The sequence below is a fragment of the Dyadobacter sp. UC 10 genome, from assembly GCF_008369915.1.
GTDB lineage: Bacteria > Bacteroidota > Bacteroidia > Cytophagales > Spirosomataceae > Dyadobacter.
On sequence record NZ_VSRN01000001.1, the window covers coordinates 875,697 to 891,572 of the forward strand.

The 15,876-nt window shown below is 46.3% G+C and carries 16 protein-coding genes; 3 read left to right on the forward strand and 13 right to left on the reverse strand.

Annotated elements, in window-relative coordinates; translation table 11 throughout:
• Positions 1–3: 3 nt before the first annotated feature.
• From FXO21_RS03225 to FXO21_RS03265, 9 genes are read right to left on the reverse strand one after another with little or no spacing between them, the layout of a single operon-like run.
• A complete protein-coding gene (locus tag FXO21_RS03225) occupies positions 4–282 on the reverse strand; it encodes a carboxypeptidase-like regulatory domain-containing protein (protein WP_149638744.1) in 279 nt (92 codons plus the stop codon).
• A gap of 11 nt (positions 283–293) precedes the next feature.
• Positions 294–623 (reverse strand): hypothetical protein, encoded by a 330-nt coding sequence (locus FXO21_RS03230; RefSeq protein WP_149638745.1) that lies wholly within the window; start codon positions 621–623, stop codon positions 294–296.
• 33 nt (positions 624–656) lie between these two features.
• Positions 657–1,106 (reverse strand): PAAR domain-containing protein, encoded by a 450-nt coding sequence (locus FXO21_RS29130; RefSeq protein ID WP_149638746.1) that lies wholly within the window; start codon positions 1,104–1,106, stop codon positions 657–659.
• 11 nt (positions 1,107–1,117) lie between these two features.
• On the reverse strand, positions 1,118–3,268 hold the full coding sequence (locus tag FXO21_RS03240; protein WP_149638747.1) for a PKD domain-containing protein: 2,151 nt from the start codon (positions 3,266–3,268) through the stop codon (positions 1,118–1,120).
• A gap of 12 nt (positions 3,269–3,280) precedes the next feature.
• Complete coding sequence (locus FXO21_RS03245) at positions 3,281–4,117, reverse strand: PKD domain-containing protein (protein WP_149638748.1); 837 nt, start codon at positions 4,115–4,117, stop codon at positions 3,281–3,283.
• 19 nt (positions 4,118–4,136) lie between these two features.
• Positions 4,137–5,567 (reverse strand): hypothetical protein, encoded by a 1,431-nt coding sequence (locus FXO21_RS03250; protein WP_149638749.1) that lies wholly within the window; start codon positions 5,565–5,567, stop codon positions 4,137–4,139.
• Between the two features lie 33 nt (positions 5,568–5,600).
• Positions 5,601–6,908 (reverse strand): OmpA family protein, encoded by a 1,308-nt coding sequence (locus tag FXO21_RS03255; protein WP_149638750.1) that lies wholly within the window; start codon positions 6,906–6,908, stop codon positions 5,601–5,603.
• Positions 6,909–6,925: 17 nt separating this feature from the next.
• A complete protein-coding gene (locus tag FXO21_RS03260) occupies positions 6,926–8,053 on the reverse strand; it encodes a hypothetical protein (protein WP_149638751.1) in 1,128 nt (375 codons plus the stop codon).
• Between the two features lie 14 nt (positions 8,054–8,067).
• On the reverse strand, positions 8,068–8,997 hold the full coding sequence (locus FXO21_RS03265) for a hypothetical protein (protein ID WP_149638752.1): 930 nt from the start codon (positions 8,995–8,997) through the stop codon (positions 8,068–8,070).
• Positions 8,998–9,297: 300 nt separating this feature from the next.
• Here FXO21_RS03265 and FXO21_RS03270 point away from each other — a divergent pair, with 300 nt between their 5' ends.
• Positions 9,298–10,047, forward strand: a complete 750-nt coding sequence (locus FXO21_RS03270; protein WP_149638753.1) for a pesticin C-terminus-like muramidase — start codon at positions 9,298–9,300, stop codon at positions 10,045–10,047.
• 15 nt (positions 10,048–10,062) lie between these two features.
• Here the strand turns inward: FXO21_RS03270 and FXO21_RS03275 are convergent, their stop codons facing one another.
• Entirely contained in the window at positions 10,063–10,848 is a 786-nt protein-coding gene (locus tag FXO21_RS03275; RefSeq protein WP_149638754.1) for a helix-turn-helix transcriptional regulator, read from the reverse strand.
• A 63-nt stretch (positions 10,849–10,911) separates the two neighbouring features.
• Here FXO21_RS03275 and FXO21_RS03280 point away from each other — a divergent pair, with 63 nt between their 5' ends.
• Both FXO21_RS03280 and FXO21_RS03285 read left to right on the forward strand, forming a co-directional pair.
• Complete coding sequence (locus FXO21_RS03280) at positions 10,912–11,685, forward strand: sensor histidine kinase (RefSeq protein WP_149638755.1); 774 nt, start codon at positions 10,912–10,914, stop codon at positions 11,683–11,685.
• A gap of 119 nt (positions 11,686–11,804) precedes the next feature.
• Positions 11,805–12,458: a response regulator transcription factor gene (locus tag FXO21_RS03285; RefSeq protein WP_225865551.1), complete on the forward strand. Its 654-nt coding sequence runs from the start codon at positions 11,805–11,807 to the stop codon at positions 12,456–12,458.
• Here the strand turns inward: FXO21_RS03285 and FXO21_RS03290 are convergent.
• Genes FXO21_RS03290 through FXO21_RS03300 form a run of 3 tightly spaced genes read right to left on the reverse strand, consistent with a single transcriptional unit; the run spans position 12,455 to position 15,851 of the window.
• A complete protein-coding gene (locus FXO21_RS03290) occupies positions 12,455–14,050 on the reverse strand; it encodes a TonB family protein (RefSeq protein ID WP_149638756.1) in 1,596 nt (531 codons plus the stop codon). The two genes, FXO21_RS03285 and FXO21_RS03290, sit on opposite strands and share 4 nt — an antisense overlap.
• Before the next feature lie 34 nt (positions 14,051–14,084).
• The gene (locus FXO21_RS03295) at positions 14,085–15,125 is read right to left on the reverse strand and encodes a PP2C family protein-serine/threonine phosphatase (RefSeq protein WP_149638757.1); all 1,041 of its coding nucleotides are present in this window, start codon (positions 15,123–15,125) and stop codon (positions 14,085–14,087) included.
• Positions 15,126–15,161: 36 nt separating this feature from the next.
• A complete protein-coding gene (locus FXO21_RS03300; RefSeq protein WP_149638758.1) occupies positions 15,162–15,851 on the reverse strand; it encodes an FHA domain-containing protein in 690 nt (229 codons plus the stop codon).
• Positions 15,852–15,876: the final 25 nt, after the last annotated feature.

Sequence of the window (15,876 nt, forward strand, 5' to 3'; positions counted from 1 at the left end):
CCTTTAATTTATAAAGACACTACTATGAACATCAAAATTTTTCCAATTAGATATGATTTCGCACACCCCTGCTGGAACATTACTTATGTAAACTATGCCATCTTCGTCCGAGATAGCCTCTCTGATTGTACCATCTGAAAGTTTTACCTTTAATGTAACCCCGGCCACCGGCCAACCCTTTGGATCCTCAATATTAAATTGAATCCATTTGTTGTCCGGCTGCTGCTGCTCTTGCTTATAATTATCATGCGGACAAGACTGTATTGCGCTTCCTATGGGCATCAGAGATCAGTTTAAGAAAAGCCTTTTTCAATTCTGTACACTTTTTCCCCGCCGGACAGATTACAGGTTGCTAGAATTTCCATCGCCCAGCTATATTCTTCTTCGTACTCAAAATCCAATCCATTTAAGATACAAAGATTCAGAAAGGTCAAAATATCTTTTTCTTCAAAGATATTATACTGCGATACTTTTGAAATCACTTGGCCTATATACATTCTGGCCTCCTTCTCCCTTATCCGGTTCTTGGTCCTGTACTTGAAAAAGGATAGCGCGTTTTCTTCTATCCTTTTCAGCAGCACCTGTTCCATTACCTTGATTTGCTGGCTCTTAATTATCAACATGCAAGACCAATGTTTAGCTTTATCCCTTCTTCTTTATGAATTACACTTTTCGCAAAACGGTACGCCGCTATCGGCTGCCTTTTTCATGGTTACCGCCTGTGTAACCGCGTTCGCGACCTCAGGAGCCATATTTTTTAATCCTACCGCCAAAGCCCCCGGGGGTGCCCCCGCCAAACCACTACCAACATACGTCTCCCCAATCAAAACCGTCTGCAACCCCACGACTATCTTCCCGCCATGCGCACACGTATCACCCATCCTCGCCGCAGGTTTTCCACCTATAAAAACACCGGTCGAACCCAGCACAATCGTGTCCGGCGGACCGGTACATACACACATATCGCCCGAAACAGCCGCGGGCATTCCTCCAATCAGAACCGTCGGAACACCGGGCCCAGCGACCGGACCGCCGACGTGCGGCACCAGCCCGGTTACCATCGGACAGACATGCATATCGCCTAATCTTGCTGCTGGTTTTCCCATGTGGAGTGATTTCAGTATTTGTATTTGGCGATGTAGGTGTTCGGCATGATACCATTGTTAACCAGTTCAACGCCGTTAAATGCAGCAGTTCCTTGAAACCAGCCAACATTATAAACTGTGCCGTCCGGAGCTACACAGATGCGAGTTGCGCGATCTTCACCCTTTCCTCCGGCCCTGACTTTGAAATTGCCGGTGGATTCCCCATTTTCCTTATTTAATTCGCAAATAATAGCATCGGTTGAACCTTCCGATTCGAATGGAGCATTATCTAATCTTGGATATCCACCGCGCCCGCTAAAAGAACCGGCGACAAGTAAATTTCCGTTCGTGTTAATTTCAATACCCCCGGCATAATCATTACCCGACCCAAAGCCAAACTGACTCCACGTTGGCCTGATACTTCCACTTCTGCTATCAACTAACTTTGTCACCAGAATATCAAATACCCCTGATGAGGAAGTACTTTCGGTCATTCCGGTTATGTAAATATTTTTGTCTTTGTCGAGAACAATGTCATAACCATAATCATTAGCTTCATAACCAACATTAACAAGTCCTAGCCACGTTGAAAAGGACTTGTCCCATTTGACCACGAACATATCGGATTGGCCAAAAGAGCTGCGAGAACCATTCAACTGTATCGAACTTTCAAAAGAGCCTACGAGATATGCGCTTCCTTCATCGTCAATGACCATTGACTCGACTGACTGCGACCCAGCGCCGCCACCAATTGCGGGCTGTCCAACCGCGCCGTTCTCAGTATCATAGAAAACTAAAAAAAAGTCCTGGCCATCGGCAGACCGCTGCTGCGTATCAAAATAGATATTACTCTGTCGTCCATCACCGGTTACTATTCCGGTCACATATATCCTGGGTCCATCAGATGTTTGAAAAAAGCCCAAGTTACGTCCCCGATCGTTCCCTGGACCACCAAAGCTCTTAAACCAACCAGATCCCCCGTTCGTGTTCACTTTCATGACAAACCCGTCACGATCTCCCCTAAAATTGAAACCGGTTATGCGGGGTGCGCCGCCAACATAACCTGTGACATAAACGTTGCTGGCATTGTCGAGCGTAATGCCACTCGCATGATCGTCACCTGCACTTCCATAGACGTTACCCCAGAGGCATTCGCCGGACGGGCTATATTTCGCAACATAGAAATCCGTATTGCGCGAACTGATATACCCGGCTGATCCTGTTATTCCATTACCAAAAATCGTCGTTCCCATTGTTGACCCACACACGTAAATGTTACCGCTCGCATCAGAAACAATGTCAGTAGGAAAATTATATTCACTCTTAATTTGGATCGCACTTACTGACTTCACCCTGATTGTCACCGTCATTGTTTGCTTGTCACTTCCTCCTGCACCGGTGGCGGTCAGGACAACCGTATATGTCCCGGGCACATTATAACTATGCTTCGGGGAGGTCTCGTTATTCGCCCCGCTATTATCCCCAAAGTCCCAGGAATAGGTATCAGCGTTGATCGAGCCGTTCGTAAAACTCACTTCGCAAGGCGCCTCGCATTCAGTTTTATCCATTGTAAAATTCGCATTAGGGCCTTCGGCTTTCACTTCGATAGTGTATTGCTGAGTATCCGACTTCCCGTCTGCATTATAGGCTGTCAGCGTTACCGTATATTTCCCGTGAGCGCTGTAAGTATGTTTCGGGTTTTGATCGGTACTCGTGTTCGGATTTGCAGACGTCGCATTGGGGTCGCCAAAATCCCACTTGTAGGTGACTGCATTGCCCGATTGGTTGTCAAATGTCACTGTTGAAGGTGCAATTCCATCATCGCTCAGCGTATATTCGAAATCAGCTTCCGGAAGCGAGGCAGGCTCGGGTTTGACTTCCACCATTTGCGTTGCCCCACTACTCCCTCCGTCTTTACCCTTGGCAATCAGCTTCACAGCATATCTCTTTCCCTTCATATATTTATAGGTCACGGTGGCGCCCACACCAAGCGGCTCACCAGCGACGTTAAAATCCCATTCAAAGCTCTTCGCATTTTCAGAGGTACTTGTAAATGTCACCAGGCAAGGGGCCGTACAACCATCATTCGATACAGTAAATTTCGCCACCGGCTGCGGGGGAAGTTCCATATGACAACTCACCACACTGACCAATAATAACAGCTGAATTAAAATTCTTCTCATGAGCTTTGTTTGCTACTTCTTTTTGACAGAAAAGGTTTTCTTTTTTTCGTCCGTCGAAACACCTGAAATGGCGGTAAGTGAGACGGTGTAAGGAACATCTTTATCGGTACGTCGATAGGCATGCACGGGCGAATCAAGCACGACGGGCTTGCTGTTATCTCCAAAATTCCAGACGTAAGCGGAAGCGAACTTTGACTTGTTGACAAATGAATAGACGACAGAGTCGGTTCGGGTTGAGTCAGTCAGTACAATATCGAAATCGGCTATTGGTTTAGAAGCTGCCAGAATGGTCACGATATGGGTAGCGGTGTCAGATACAGTTTCGTTGAGGGCTGTCAACATTACTTTGAATATTCCTGCTTTATTGAATTTGTGCCTGGGCGAATGTTCATTGTTCACTGCGCTGCTGTCGCCGAATTCCCATTTGTAGCTCGTTGCATTAGTTGAGATGTTCGTAAAACTTACTTCACAAGGCGCCTGACAATTGTTGCCCGTAATAGTAAATTCCGCTTTCGGAACGATAGGTGCTATGATAGTTACAGTATTTTCCGTGCTGCTGCTGCCGTATTTAGAATTACTAATGGTCAAAACGATCCGGTATTTCCCTGCGTTGGCGAAAGTCAAAACCGGATTCTGCTCGGACGAAAAGTGCGTGCTATCCTTAAAAGCCCAATCGTACTGCCACTTGTAAACACCCTTATTTTCCGACATGTCCTTGAAGTTGACCTGACATGGCGCCTTGCAGCTGGCATTCATCATTTCGAAACGCGCTGTCGGAGCAGCGGGCTCTTGCATGGAGCATGCTACGGTTATCAGAGCAACGAATATGGGTACTACTTTGCAGATCATTTCGTATGGTTTTAGTCCGTTAAAACTGGTATGTTAAATGAAAACCTGCATATTGTCGGGCACCATTCCATTGGGGGGAAACAACGAGCTGCTTTCTTTTCTGTTCGAGCAGTTTGTTGTAATGCCTGGCTTTTTTCGCACTCTTACTGCCGACAAACCAAAGCACGCCTCCCGCAATGATACCAGCGCCGGCCACAAAAACCCCCGGACTTGCGAAAGAGATGAGGCTGTTGGGTTTGGCATGATAACTTGTACGGGAATTAAATTTTTCCCCATTTGCTACTCCGTCCACAACCGTATCATACCATACATCAAAAGCAGCGTTCTTTTTGTCGATCTCCGCTTTATAATCATTGTAGGCACCGTATAGGACCACGCCGGTAGCAACGGATGCCGCCACCGCAATGCCCGCACCTGCCCGCATCAGCGCGCCCTCCCGTTTGTACTTTGTTGCTTTTTTCCCGAGAGCGGCCAATTCTGCATTCAGCGTTGCCGTTCGCCTGTCTTTGGAACTGGCAGGAGCCATTTCAGGAGATTTTTCAACTGGCTTTACACTCGCAGCCACTTCCTTTTTGGGTTCTGTTTTCGGCGCTTCTTTCTTCTCAGCAACTTCCGGCTTTTTCAATTCAGCCACCGGAACTTCCTCTTTTATTGCATTTTTTGCCGGCACCTCTTTTTTTGCCGCATTTTCGGGCTCCTTGTTTGCAACCATTGTTACGGTTGCTTTATCAGGCGTGGCAGAAGCGGCTTTTTTAGGCTCTTCATGCCCTATGACTTCCTCCATTTTTTTCACTTCATCCGTTTTTTTAACCGGGGAAGGAGCTGTTGCAACAACGGGCGCTGTCGATGTTCCGGCCGGTGCGGATGCCACTGTATTTGCAGAAGGCTGATAATAACCGATCCTCGTGATGAGCACGATCCACTGCTTGTCAGGCTTGTCTGCGCGAAGTTCCGCTACCCTATATACGTTTTCGTATTTGGTCGTTTTTTGTCGGTGCGTGTTGGTGAATTGTGTTTTGAATGTGACCTGGACGTACGGATATTCTTTTTGCTGCACCTGGCCCACCGATACCTCGGAAATTTTGATGCTGTACTTTGGACTTTTGTTGTAATACAATTTCAGGTCGTCCAGGTATTTGCGGATCGGCAGGTCCGGCCCTGATTTCCTGATCGTATTATCGGGGTTAACATCATCTTCTACCATCGCCTTGTCCCCGTAAAACACCTGGTTCTGGCTTGGTAAATAGCTGTCGTATATCAACAGTTGTTTGTTGCTTTCGGTAATATTGTCCAGCGCAATGGTGTTCAGCAGGTCGTTGAGCTGCACTTCTATGACCTTCCTGGCCTCTGCACGGATCTCCTTGATGTCTGCGGGTGCAAGTTCCTGGGTCTGCGCTACGGTCAAAGTCCGGACGAGTAACAGTAGGCAGGTGGTAAAAATCAATCGCATAAGCTATGCCGGTTAGTGTTTTTGATCTGTGATTTAGGGTAGCATTGAAATCTCCACCCTCCTGTTCAATCGTTTGTTTTCCTCTGTATCATTTTTCCTTGCCGGGTACTTTCCTCCTACTCCCGCCCATAAAATCTGATTTTCGCTCACCTTTCTGGACAGTAGATAGTGACGAATCACTTTCGCACGAAATTCGGAAAGGGTTATATTTAGCTTTGAGCTGCCGACATTATCCGTATGCCCTACAACCCGCACTTTCTTGTTGAGATGCTGTTTCAACCATGCTGCAAGCGCATCAAGCTTGGCCTTTTCATCTGATTTAAAGGTGTAATCGCTTTGATTAAAGTAAATCGTGAGCGTTTCCAGAGAATCCAGCCCCTTTGCCTTCACAGATTCAGTTTCTGTCTTTTTCACTGTGGTTTCAGGAACGCTGACGGGTCGGTTTCCTACTACGAGCCCTATGAAATTCAGTCCTTTTACCACAGAAACCTGCTCTGAATGAATCAATGCCATTTTCCTGTCAAAAACTGTAAGCCGATAGTTGCCTGCGTGCACCAATGCCGAGTACGCCATCTTATCCAAAGGAGACAACACAATTTCATTGCCCGAATCTGCTGTAAGTTTACACGAAGCAACCATTGAATTTCCGCTGATATTTAAAGAAAGCATGGTGATTTCCGGTGTCAGTTTAATGTCGTAAGTACCTGCTTTTTCATCTATTTTATCGAGAATAAGGTTGCCGGTGTATTCCTGATAACCTTCGGCTGAAACAGTAAATCCTACGATATCTGATTCGCCAAAAGACATAACCGTTTCCTCCGAAAGCTGCTTGCATTCCCTTTTTGCATTTCTGGTAAACTCAAAACACAATGTCCCATTTCTGACCGGCGAACCGCTGATTGCGTCGGAAACAAAGAATTTTCGCACAATAGCAGTCTTTTTCCTTTGCTCATTTTCAACCGTATACTGCGTTTGCTGGCTCTGCATATAAGGCGTGTCATTCGCCTGCGCATCAAGTGGTATCAATGGTATTTTAACAAAAAAGTCGACCTTGTTTCCCTTATTTCTGTATGTAGTAATACCGGTGCTGATCAGGCGGTAACCTTTCTTTTCTATAATGAGCTTTGTTGCATCTGAAAGTAAATCGAGACTGAACCGTCCCTGTTCGTTTGTTGATGAAAGCAACGTGCGCCGATTCTCTTTTTCGATATAAAAAGAAACACCTGCTACGCTCGCACCCGACCGGACATCATTGGTCTGGCCGATAATACGCAGCCGCTGAGGCAACGCATTCACGTCGCAGGCTGCCAAACTCAGCAACAAAAGCAGAAACTGTTTCATTTAATATAATTGAATCACTATTCGTCAGCCACTACGCCGATGTTCCCGAGCAGCACCGTCCAATTGGTTTTGCTTTGACCGTCAATTTCCTTTTGATATGCTTCAAGTTTCACGCGAACGCTCTTTTTTGTAATGTCACTGTAAAGAATATTCTGGTTCTTTTCACCATAACCGGTGAACGTTTGGTTACCAACTATGGTCCCGTAATAGTTGCCATCCTGCTCCTGTTTCAATTCACTCACATATTCGATCTGACTCCATTTGATTTGAACGTTGCCATAGGGCAGCATTTTCAGACGTTTGAGGTACATTTCCAACGGCAGCTTTGTTACCCCTTTTTTGTTTTTTGAAGAAACCTCAATTTGTGTTTCAGGCAGGAAAAGCTGCAATGCATTCTTAATCGCCAAATCCCTTTCATTCATGGAAAAGCTCCTGTCCACGATCACTTGCAGATAGTCGCTGAACTGTTCTACTTTGGTAATTGATTTTTGCCGGTACTCCTTATATTCCTGCTCAGACAAAACAGGCTGTTTGGCTTTTTCCGAGATCGGCTGCGGAGCGGCGGCGACTTTGGCAGGCGGGACGTTACTGCGCCTGGATGCTGGCTTGCTATATTTCAGTACTTTGTCAGCGGCAGCGCTCAACAGATTTTCGGCTTCCTCAGCATCTTTCAGTAACTGGTGCCTGCCGTCCTGATAAATAATGGCCACCAGGTCATTTTTATTGATGGATGCAGGTTTATTGTCTTCTGTAAGGTAATTGATGGCGTCATTTTCCATCCTGATCGTTGCGGGGATGACTTCGATCGGCGTCGACTTGATCAGCAGATCTGTTGACGGGCCAGTCGCATTGTAGAATTTTTCAAGCGACTTTCTGGAAATTTCCGGATCGGGACTTAGGTCTTTTATGACGATAAAAAGTCCATGTGCATTAAATGCGACAACTACATTCTCCCGGTCTATACCACGCCTGATCGTTGCATCACCCTTTGGTTCCAGAAATTTAATCTCCTTATCATTTGCTTCCACGATCCGGTGCGGAAATGTGTTGCCATTTCGAAAATAGAAGCGCTCCTGTGCATATAATGCGCAGGAATTGCCGAGCAGGGCCAGAAATAGAATGATCGTACCAGACTTCATTTTCATATCAAGATCTTTGATCAGTGCTGGCCTGGAAAATGGAACAGCACTCCTGCGCTTAACAAACCTAAATGCGTATTGACGCTTGTTTCGCCGGGCCTGTAATCCTTGTTTTTGCCCAGGTTGTGATACCAGTCTGCATTGATAAAAACGGCGTGGCGCGGACCTTCCAATATCGTTACACCTATTCCACCGGTTACACCAAACCCAAAGCTCTTATCCGAACAGGTCCCGCAATTCTTCACTGTTGCGCTTCCATTCGTTTGGCGGATCTTTAATCCGCCGGCCCCCACCTGCATGACCCCAAATGCGCCGAGGGAAACTCCAATCCGCACCGGACCCGCCTTTTGGGAAGCCATAAAAGTTAAAGGTAAAAGCAGCTGGGATTGTGTGCCTTTAATGCTGATTACTTCATCCGTCGGCACCGAGACACCGTATCCTACCTGCGTATAGAGCGCCTGAATCTGTACCCCCAATGCCTTTTTATGAAAACCAACGGTAACGCCACCGCCGTATGCCGATTCGGATCCAGTAACCAGTCCCGCTGATTCAGGAGTAAAAGACAGACCTGCGCCGATTCCTGCACCGGCATACAAGCCACTTTTATCCCAGAATTTCCCTTCCATTTTCTGCTTGCTGACGATCAGATCGGTTGGTTTTCTGGCTTTCGTACTTGCAGGTGCAGGGGAATTTATTTCCTCAACCTCACCATTATTCCAGACGATCTTCCAAACTTCTTTCTTCGGAACGGCGTATAATGGCCCCTTCGGATCGCTTATTTTCTTGTAGGCAATGTCTGTTTTATTCACCTCCTCAATCAGCACCTCCATGATCGTCCGGTCAATTTTAAAGATTTTGTCGGGCTTACGTGCCGGCGTTTGCGCAATCGAGCTACCACATATTAGGATCGAAAACAACAGAATGATATGCCGTGGTAAACGATTGTACATGGCTGCTTGAAGTTTAGGTAAAAAGGAAACCCTGCATTTTTGACAAGCCAAAAATAGGCTGGTCAAAACTGGCAATCAATACGTCAATTGACGTATATTTTGCTGGCTAAACTGCTCTTTATACTGCTAGCCGGAAATCGAAAGGCCGTTCCATAATCCGGGTCTGTACATGCAAGTGAAGCCGCACTAACCGTTGTAAAATAACTTGCGGAAATCCAAGTAGATAATGAACAACAATCGTATTTTTATACAATTTCGGATACCCCGTTCGTATCACGGCATTGTAAAATACTATCTTCTATGGCAAAATATTCCTTTACCTATCATCAGGAAATAGGCCACCAGGGACAAAGCTTAGTCCCGCATTTTCCGGGAGGCAGATCTGGCGTTACCATCGGACCAGGTTACGACATGGGACATCGCACACCTCAGGAAATTTACGCGGACCTTACTGCCGCAGGTATCGATCCGGAGACCGCATATGCATTTATAGACGCCGCTGAAAAAACGGGCCATGAAGCCGCGAGCTGGGTAGCTGAACGCGGCGGGATTTTTATTACCGAGCAACAACAGCGAAGCCTTTTCGAGCATGTTCTTGTCCCGGAATATGAACAAAGGACAATGGATCAGATTGCCAGCTTCGTTAACACACATCCTGAGGCGGTGCCGGAAAATATTGATTGGGAAACCTTGTCTGCCAGACAAAAGGGGATCCTTTTCGACTATGTATACAATACCGGTTCGCTGGCAAGGTTCCCCGAATTGACTACGGCTGTGTTAAATGAAGACTGGGAAACAGTTTCGATGCATTACGAGCGCTTCTCAGACGATCAGCCGCTGGTTTATAGAAATGAAATGTTCTACCGCGAATTTCTTGATCCGGAGTATATTCATGAAAATGAAGAAGTTAAAAATAGGAACGACCTGCCGGCTGAAGAAGACAAGCTTCTCGACCAGCAAATAAGTGAGCTGTATTCCGAAGACGATATCAGCGATAACACGGACAACGCGCAGGCAAAAGATTCCGGCGAATGGTACGAGCACATTTGAAACGACCCAAACTGTCTAAAGAAGTTGATATACTGTTAAAAAGTTGATCAGCTCCATGGTATCACCCATATCCAGCTTTTTGAGCATGTTTTGTCTATGTGTGTTGACAGTGTGTGTACTGATAAAAAGCTTTTTCGCAATGTCTTCGCTTGTAAGCTTTTTACCTATCAGTCTCGCAATTTCACGTTCGCGATCACTAAGGCTTTCAAGTTTCCTGGAAATACCTGTTTCATTATTTACTTCATAAATCAGATTTTCGGAGCCGTGCGTGAGGTGTAAGTGCTGCCGTCCGTCACGCTTTAAATGTGTGATATCCGAAATCAGCGCAAGTAAAAAAGATATATTACCTAATGTATCGCGCTTCAATGCAACTCCCTGATGCATGATCCTGGTTAAACTCCCATCTGGCCGGACCATTCTGAAATCGAATAATGATTTGAATGAAAGGACCTTTTGATCATCCAGTTTACAGACGTAATCAGTCGTCATAGCCGACATGATTTCAAATCCAATGTAGTCCGAGGGGAGAATTTTGGAAAGAAAAAACCGTACCCCTTCCTGCATCAAAATCTCGTTTTTCCATCCAATAACCTGTTCAGCGTCTCCCAGGCAGCAAAGGTAGCGCATGGTCTGAATGTCGATAATGGCTACGGACGAGTTCCGAAGGTTAAGGGTGTCAATCAGTAATGGCGTTTCTCTTAAATATCCTTCTATTTCTTTTACTTCTGATTGGAGTATATCTGATCTCCATATTTTCCTGATTGTGGTTAAGTCAAAAGTAACTGACTGAGTATCGTTCATCGTATTAGTAAGGGTTTCTCCTAAATTACTGAATGATCAGTATTGCAGCAATTAAATAGTTAAATGAAATTTGATAAACGTAACTCCTCCTACCTTATGACCAACGTCTCCTTTCTTCATGATTATCCCTTGCATACCGTCACAAAAACCATTCCATCGACCAGCGAAAAGCATGTCGAACTTGACAGACACACCAACACAGCCGTCAAATTTTTGTCTCAGGAAAGCGCGTTACTGCATTCCCAACTAAAAACTCAGCGTGAACGCATTGCGAGGGATTTGCATGACGGTATAGGATCGCAGTTGACACACATTATCTCCCGACTCGACATCATGGCCTTCAACAACCAGGTGAAGCCCAACCAGCTGGCCGACCTGCGCGACTTTACAAGTGAAACCTTTCAACAGCTAAGGGAGACGATCTGGGTACTCAATCAGCCGGAAATCCCCTATGGCCAGTTGACCGAGCGCGTCCGCGGACTTCTAACCCGCATTTCGAGCGAATCGGAATACCCCAAACTAAACATCGTTGCGTACGGCGACGGCGAGGTGCTGCTTTCACCGCATGTTGCGTCGTCCATCTTCAGGATTATCCAGGAATCCATAAACAATGCAATGAAATATGCCGAGGCAACTTTGATTTCTGTTTGTCTTGCCATCGACGAAACCAGCTTTACTGTGCTCATTACCGACAATGGTAAAGGCTTTTGCCGACACGAAATATGTCCCGGTTATGGCCTGGAAAACATCAGGCGAAGAGCCGAAGAGCTGAATGGAAAGCTTGACCTGGATTCTTCAGATGAGGGCACCAAAGTACTGGTAGAATTCCCGCTGTAATATACAAAATACGTCAAATGACGTATTTTTTGCACGATTTGTGATTCGTTACTTTGCGAAAGAGCTACTGCCATCTCTTGGCGTTTTTCTGTTCCCACACGAAGTTATCTCTCCGTTCTATGCCTAGAATCAGTATTGGACTAGTAGAAGACAATCCCACGATTGCCTCAGATTTATGGGAAAAACTGTCTCTGAGTGATGACGTTGAGCTTATCCTTAAGGCGATAAACGGGAAAGACCTTTTCAAGAAGTTAGCCAATTCGGCGCTTCCAGAAGTATTTCTGATGGACATTGAAATGGCAGAAATGGACGGGATCACCACGACCCGCCTGCTGAAAGAAAAGTATCCGACAGTAAAGATCCTGATCCTGACAATGTTTGATGATGACACCAAACTTTTTGAGGCGATCAAGGCAGGCGCGTCCGGCTATCTTCTGAAAGATGAAAAGCCGCATAAGATCATCAATGCGATATCAGAAGTACTGGAAGGCGGTGCGCCGATGTCACCTTTAATGGCCGCCAAAACATTGGACCTGCTTCGTCAGGGATCCAATGACATTCAGATCCAATCAGTTTCAAAATCTGCAGAGCTTACTTTGCGGGAAAATGAAATTTTGGAATGGCTGATCCGCGGACTCAATGTCCGGCAAATAAGCGAGAAGCTTTTTGTTTCCGACAAAACCATCCGGAAACACCTCGAACACATTTACCAGAAACTACAGGTAAGAGGCAGCCGCGAAGCCGTCGCCAAGGTTATCGGGAGAAATTACTAGTCAAACGAAATAGCAGCAATCGTCCTGACTCTTACACTGCTTCCCGCAGTTCTGCCGGGGATCCAGCGGGGCATCGCTTTGACAAGCCTGATTGCTTCTTCGTCGCAGCCATAGCCCAGGCCTCTCACCACCTGGACATCTTCCCGGGTGCCGTCTGCATTCACCACAAACGAAACGCGTACCGCACCGGAAATAAAAGATCGTGAAGCAGCTTCGGGCATTTGCATATTGTTGGAAACCCAGCTTTCCATAGCCAATGTTCCTCCCGGAAATCTCGGACTCTCTTCTACAACATGGTACACAGCTTTGTTTTCCGTTTTTGATCTGGTTACCGTGGCGGCACTACTCTTAGCCGGAAGTTTCTTCTTAGGTTTTTCAACAGCTTTGACAAAAGCCGGCGGACGTACTTCTTCCACAACCGGCTTAGGTGCAACGACCGGCGAGGACAGTCGTTTAGCAGCCGGTGGTTTTGGATCCGTAGTAATCCACAACAACGAAAGCCCCCCAATCGCTGCCGCTGACACAAGTACGACAGGTATCATATAACGCTTCTTTTTAGCAGGCAAAGGCTCTGGTATGGGCTCTGGCTTAAACTCCTCTTTTATAGCCTCCTTCACTGGTTCCTCAATTTGCGGGAGGATTTTGGTTTTTTCATCATGGGCCGCAGGCTGTGGTCTCCCCTGGGCTGGCTTTGGCATAACCTTCGTCTGCTCGTCCATCAAGGCCGGCTCGTTCCCTCGAAGAATCGTATATAGCTGGTCTACGGATCTCGCCCGGTTCTGTGGACTGATGACCAGACACACATCGATCATTTTCTGATATGTTTCCGGCAACCCTTTTAAATCGGGAATAAAGTCCAGCGCCATCACGCGCTTCATATATTCAATCCGCCCTGATTCAGTAGCGATGCTAATATCGTCAGAGCGGAAAGGAAGTTTTTTACCGTTAAACCACACATAAATCGCAAGAATACCAAAGCTCCACAAGTCTGCGTTAGGCCTCAGTTCTTTCGCCTCCCACTGCTCGGGTGCCGCATAAGCATACGTCCCTGCGCCTGTGACATTGGTTACATATGATTTATCATCAACTGTTGCCCTGCGGCTTATTCCAAAATCGGTAATTAACGGAATAAAAAACCCTCTTCGTTCCACAATCAGTATGTTCGACGGTTTCAGATCGCTGTGGATAATCAGGGGCTTCAACTTGTGCAGATAGGAAATTCCGTCCAGCAGTCCTTCGATAAGCTTGGTTTTCTGTCCACTAGTGAGGACGTGATTTTTAAGCAATTGAACAAGATTTCCGTGCTCATAGTATTTCATCAATGCGATGTCATGCGTTCCTATGCCCGGTAATTTGATCCGGCGGCAGTCCATATATCTTGCAATGTTCGGATGTTCTAATTGCTTAACTCTTTCATACTCATTTAAAAGACTGAATTCCTCCATACCAGGCACAACCTTTGACATTTTGAGGGCAATGAATTCGTTCCGGACATTGTCCCAGGCTTTAAAAATTTTCCCAAAACCGCCCTCGCCAAGCAAGTCGTTGTCGGCGTCGTAATCAAAGCGATTATTGAAATCGGTAGCATCCATATTGATCGATACTTAATTCAGCTCATATTCAAACTTAATCTTCAACTTCCGGCCCGCCAGTTGCTCGGACAGGAACCTCGACCTGAACCGAATCAGGATCATTTATATTGGTTTTCGACTCGAAAAGAGCTTTCTCGGCTTGTTTTTCTGATTTGACAAAATGAAATATTAACCCGCTGCAAAAAATGACTGCAAATGCGATCAGGCCAAACAAAACTCCGCGCGGTTTTTCTATTGATTGCCTGGATACGACAGACTCAGGCATGACGGCATTTACCACCTTTTCATTCACCTTTTCTTCCCCAGCCTTTTGTTCGCCAACGGACGCTATCTTAATGAGATAGGCTGAAAAATTATCATTCGTTTGGTGTGCACATTCATTTTTTACTGCCTCTAATATTTCAATTGGTTCGGGATGGTTATCCGGATTGTCGCGTAAATGATATTCCAGCAGGTCATCATAAAGCTGTTCGAGCACACCATCAGAACATAAGAAAAAAAAGTCCCCAGCCTCGATATCGCTGATCCGCATATAATCGGCTTCATCCGCCCGTGAGGCGGTGATAACTTTTGTGATCACATTTCGCTGCGGATGGAGCGCGGCCTGCTCTTCCGTAATCACTCCACTCTGGACCAGCTCATTAACCCATTTATGATCACTGGTTTGAAAAATAATTTTTCCATTTCTGATATGGTAAATCCTGCTGTCTCCCAAATGCGCCAGCACTGCACCATAATTATCAAAATACAGCAATGTGAGGGTTGTGGCCATTCCCGCCGTATCTGGATCGTGTTTCTCGGTTTCTATAAATGCTTCTCTCGCCGCAATTACCGCCTTTTGGACAAATGACTTCGAAATATCTTCTTCGCCAGACCTGAGAAAAAAATCGCTGATATGTTTACAAGCGAGGAAGCTGGCTTCCTCTCCTTTGTGTTCACCTCCAACCCCATCACAAACCAAAAAAAGCCGATCGGCACTTGTGGCCGTTCCGGGAATAGGATAAATGCTATCCTCATTGTTGGAGCGTCCACCCATTTCGTTAAAACCGGCAGGCTGATGAATCGATATTTTCATTTCCGAAGAAACTTTGATATGATAGTTTATCTGTTCCTATTTGATGATCACAGTCGGTGCGTAATCCATATCCTGTACAATGCGGGAAGCATCCTGGGCGCTTGCAGCGGTGATCAATGTCTTAATTACTACTTTGGTTTTACCCATTTGTATGGTATCACCGTCTTTGAGATAAACCATATCCTTGGGCCTTAACGGAGCGGCCTGTGAATTAATAAACGTTCCGTTGGTGCTCATCTGCTCGGGAATACCATTCGTCATTTTGACATCCGACAAAAAAAATTCGTAGCTGCCTGTCCTGCTTGGCTTTACTTCCAGAACACAATGGTTTCGGCCCATATAAGGATCATCCGTTTCAATCATAATGTCGCAGGGGCGGCTCACGCTTTTCCTGCCGATCACCTGTTTTCCAATTCTCAAAGGATGCGTTTGCTGATCCGCATTTTCGTCGTGGACAACCAGCCAGCCCAATTCTGATGCGCTTGCCTGCGGCCTGCCCGCTGTTGGTCGCGGTGGCTGGGGCGCGGGTGGCGGAGAGGACGGTACTGGCGGAACAGCCATTTGTTGATGGGGCGTAACCGGGGCAGGCATCTGCGGTCTTGCAGGCGCAGGCTGCGCTCCTGCGATTACGGGATTGGGGTAGCCGCAGTTGCTACATTTAACAATCGGTATGGCAGTGCTGGCTACGGATAGCACGGCGCTGCACTTTCTGCATGCTATTTCCATTTTATTGCCATTTTAAAAATTTCGT

What these genes read in the sequence shown, in the direction of transcription:
- FXO21_RS29130 (WP_149638746.1), bottom strand. Translation starts at nt 1,106, where the DNA reads ATGGGAAAACCAGCAGCAAGATTAGGCGATATGCATGTCTGTCCGATG.
- FXO21_RS03285 (WP_225865551.1), top strand. Translation starts at nt 11,805, where the DNA reads ATGCCTAGAATCAGTATTGGACTAGTAGAAGACAATCCCACGATTGCC.
- FXO21_RS03295 (WP_149638757.1), bottom strand. Translation starts at nt 15,125, where the DNA reads ATGAAAATATCGATTCATCAGCCTGCCGGTTTTAACGAAATGGGTGGA.
- FXO21_RS03255 (WP_149638750.1), bottom strand. Translation starts at nt 6,908, where the DNA reads ATGAAACAGTTTCTGCTTTTGTTGCTGAGTTTGGCAGCCTGCGACGTG.
- FXO21_RS03260 (WP_149638751.1), bottom strand. Translation starts at nt 8,053, where the DNA reads ATGAAAATGAAGTCTGGTACGATCATTCTATTTCTGGCCCTGCTCGGC.
- FXO21_RS03245 (WP_149638748.1), bottom strand. Translation starts at nt 4,117, where the DNA reads ATGATCTGCAAAGTAGTACCCATATTCGTTGCTCTGATAACCGTAGCA.
- FXO21_RS03265 (WP_149638752.1), bottom strand. Translation starts at nt 8,997, where the DNA reads ATGTACAATCGTTTACCACGGCATATCATTCTGTTGTTTTCGATCCTA.
- FXO21_RS03240 (WP_149638747.1), bottom strand. Translation starts at nt 3,268, where the DNA reads ATGAGAAGAATTTTAATTCAGCTGTTATTATTGGTCAGTGTGGTGAGT.
- FXO21_RS03270 (WP_149638753.1), top strand. Translation starts at nt 9,298, where the DNA reads ATGGCAAAATATTCCTTTACCTATCATCAGGAAATAGGCCACCAGGGA.
- FXO21_RS03300 (WP_149638758.1), bottom strand. Translation starts at nt 15,851, where the DNA reads ATGGAAATAGCATGCAGAAAGTGCAGCGCCGTGCTATCCGTAGCCAGC.
- FXO21_RS03275 (WP_149638754.1), bottom strand. Translation starts at nt 10,848, where the DNA reads ATGAACGATACTCAGTCAGTTACTTTTGACTTAACCACAATCAGGAAA.
- FXO21_RS03225 (WP_149638744.1), bottom strand. Translation starts at nt 282, where the DNA reads ATGCCCATAGGAAGCGCAATACAGTCTTGTCCGCATGATAATTATAAG.
- FXO21_RS03250 (WP_149638749.1), bottom strand. Translation starts at nt 5,567, where the DNA reads ATGCGATTGATTTTTACCACCTGCCTACTGTTACTCGTCCGGACTTTG.
- FXO21_RS03280 (WP_149638755.1), top strand. Translation starts at nt 10,912, where the DNA reads ATGAAATTTGATAAACGTAACTCCTCCTACCTTATGACCAACGTCTCC.
- FXO21_RS03290 (WP_149638756.1), bottom strand. Translation starts at nt 14,050, where the DNA reads ATGGATGCTACCGATTTCAATAATCGCTTTGATTACGACGCCGACAAC.
- FXO21_RS03230 (WP_149638745.1), bottom strand. Translation starts at nt 623, where the DNA reads ATGTTGATAATTAAGAGCCAGCAAATCAAGGTAATGGAACAGGTGCTG.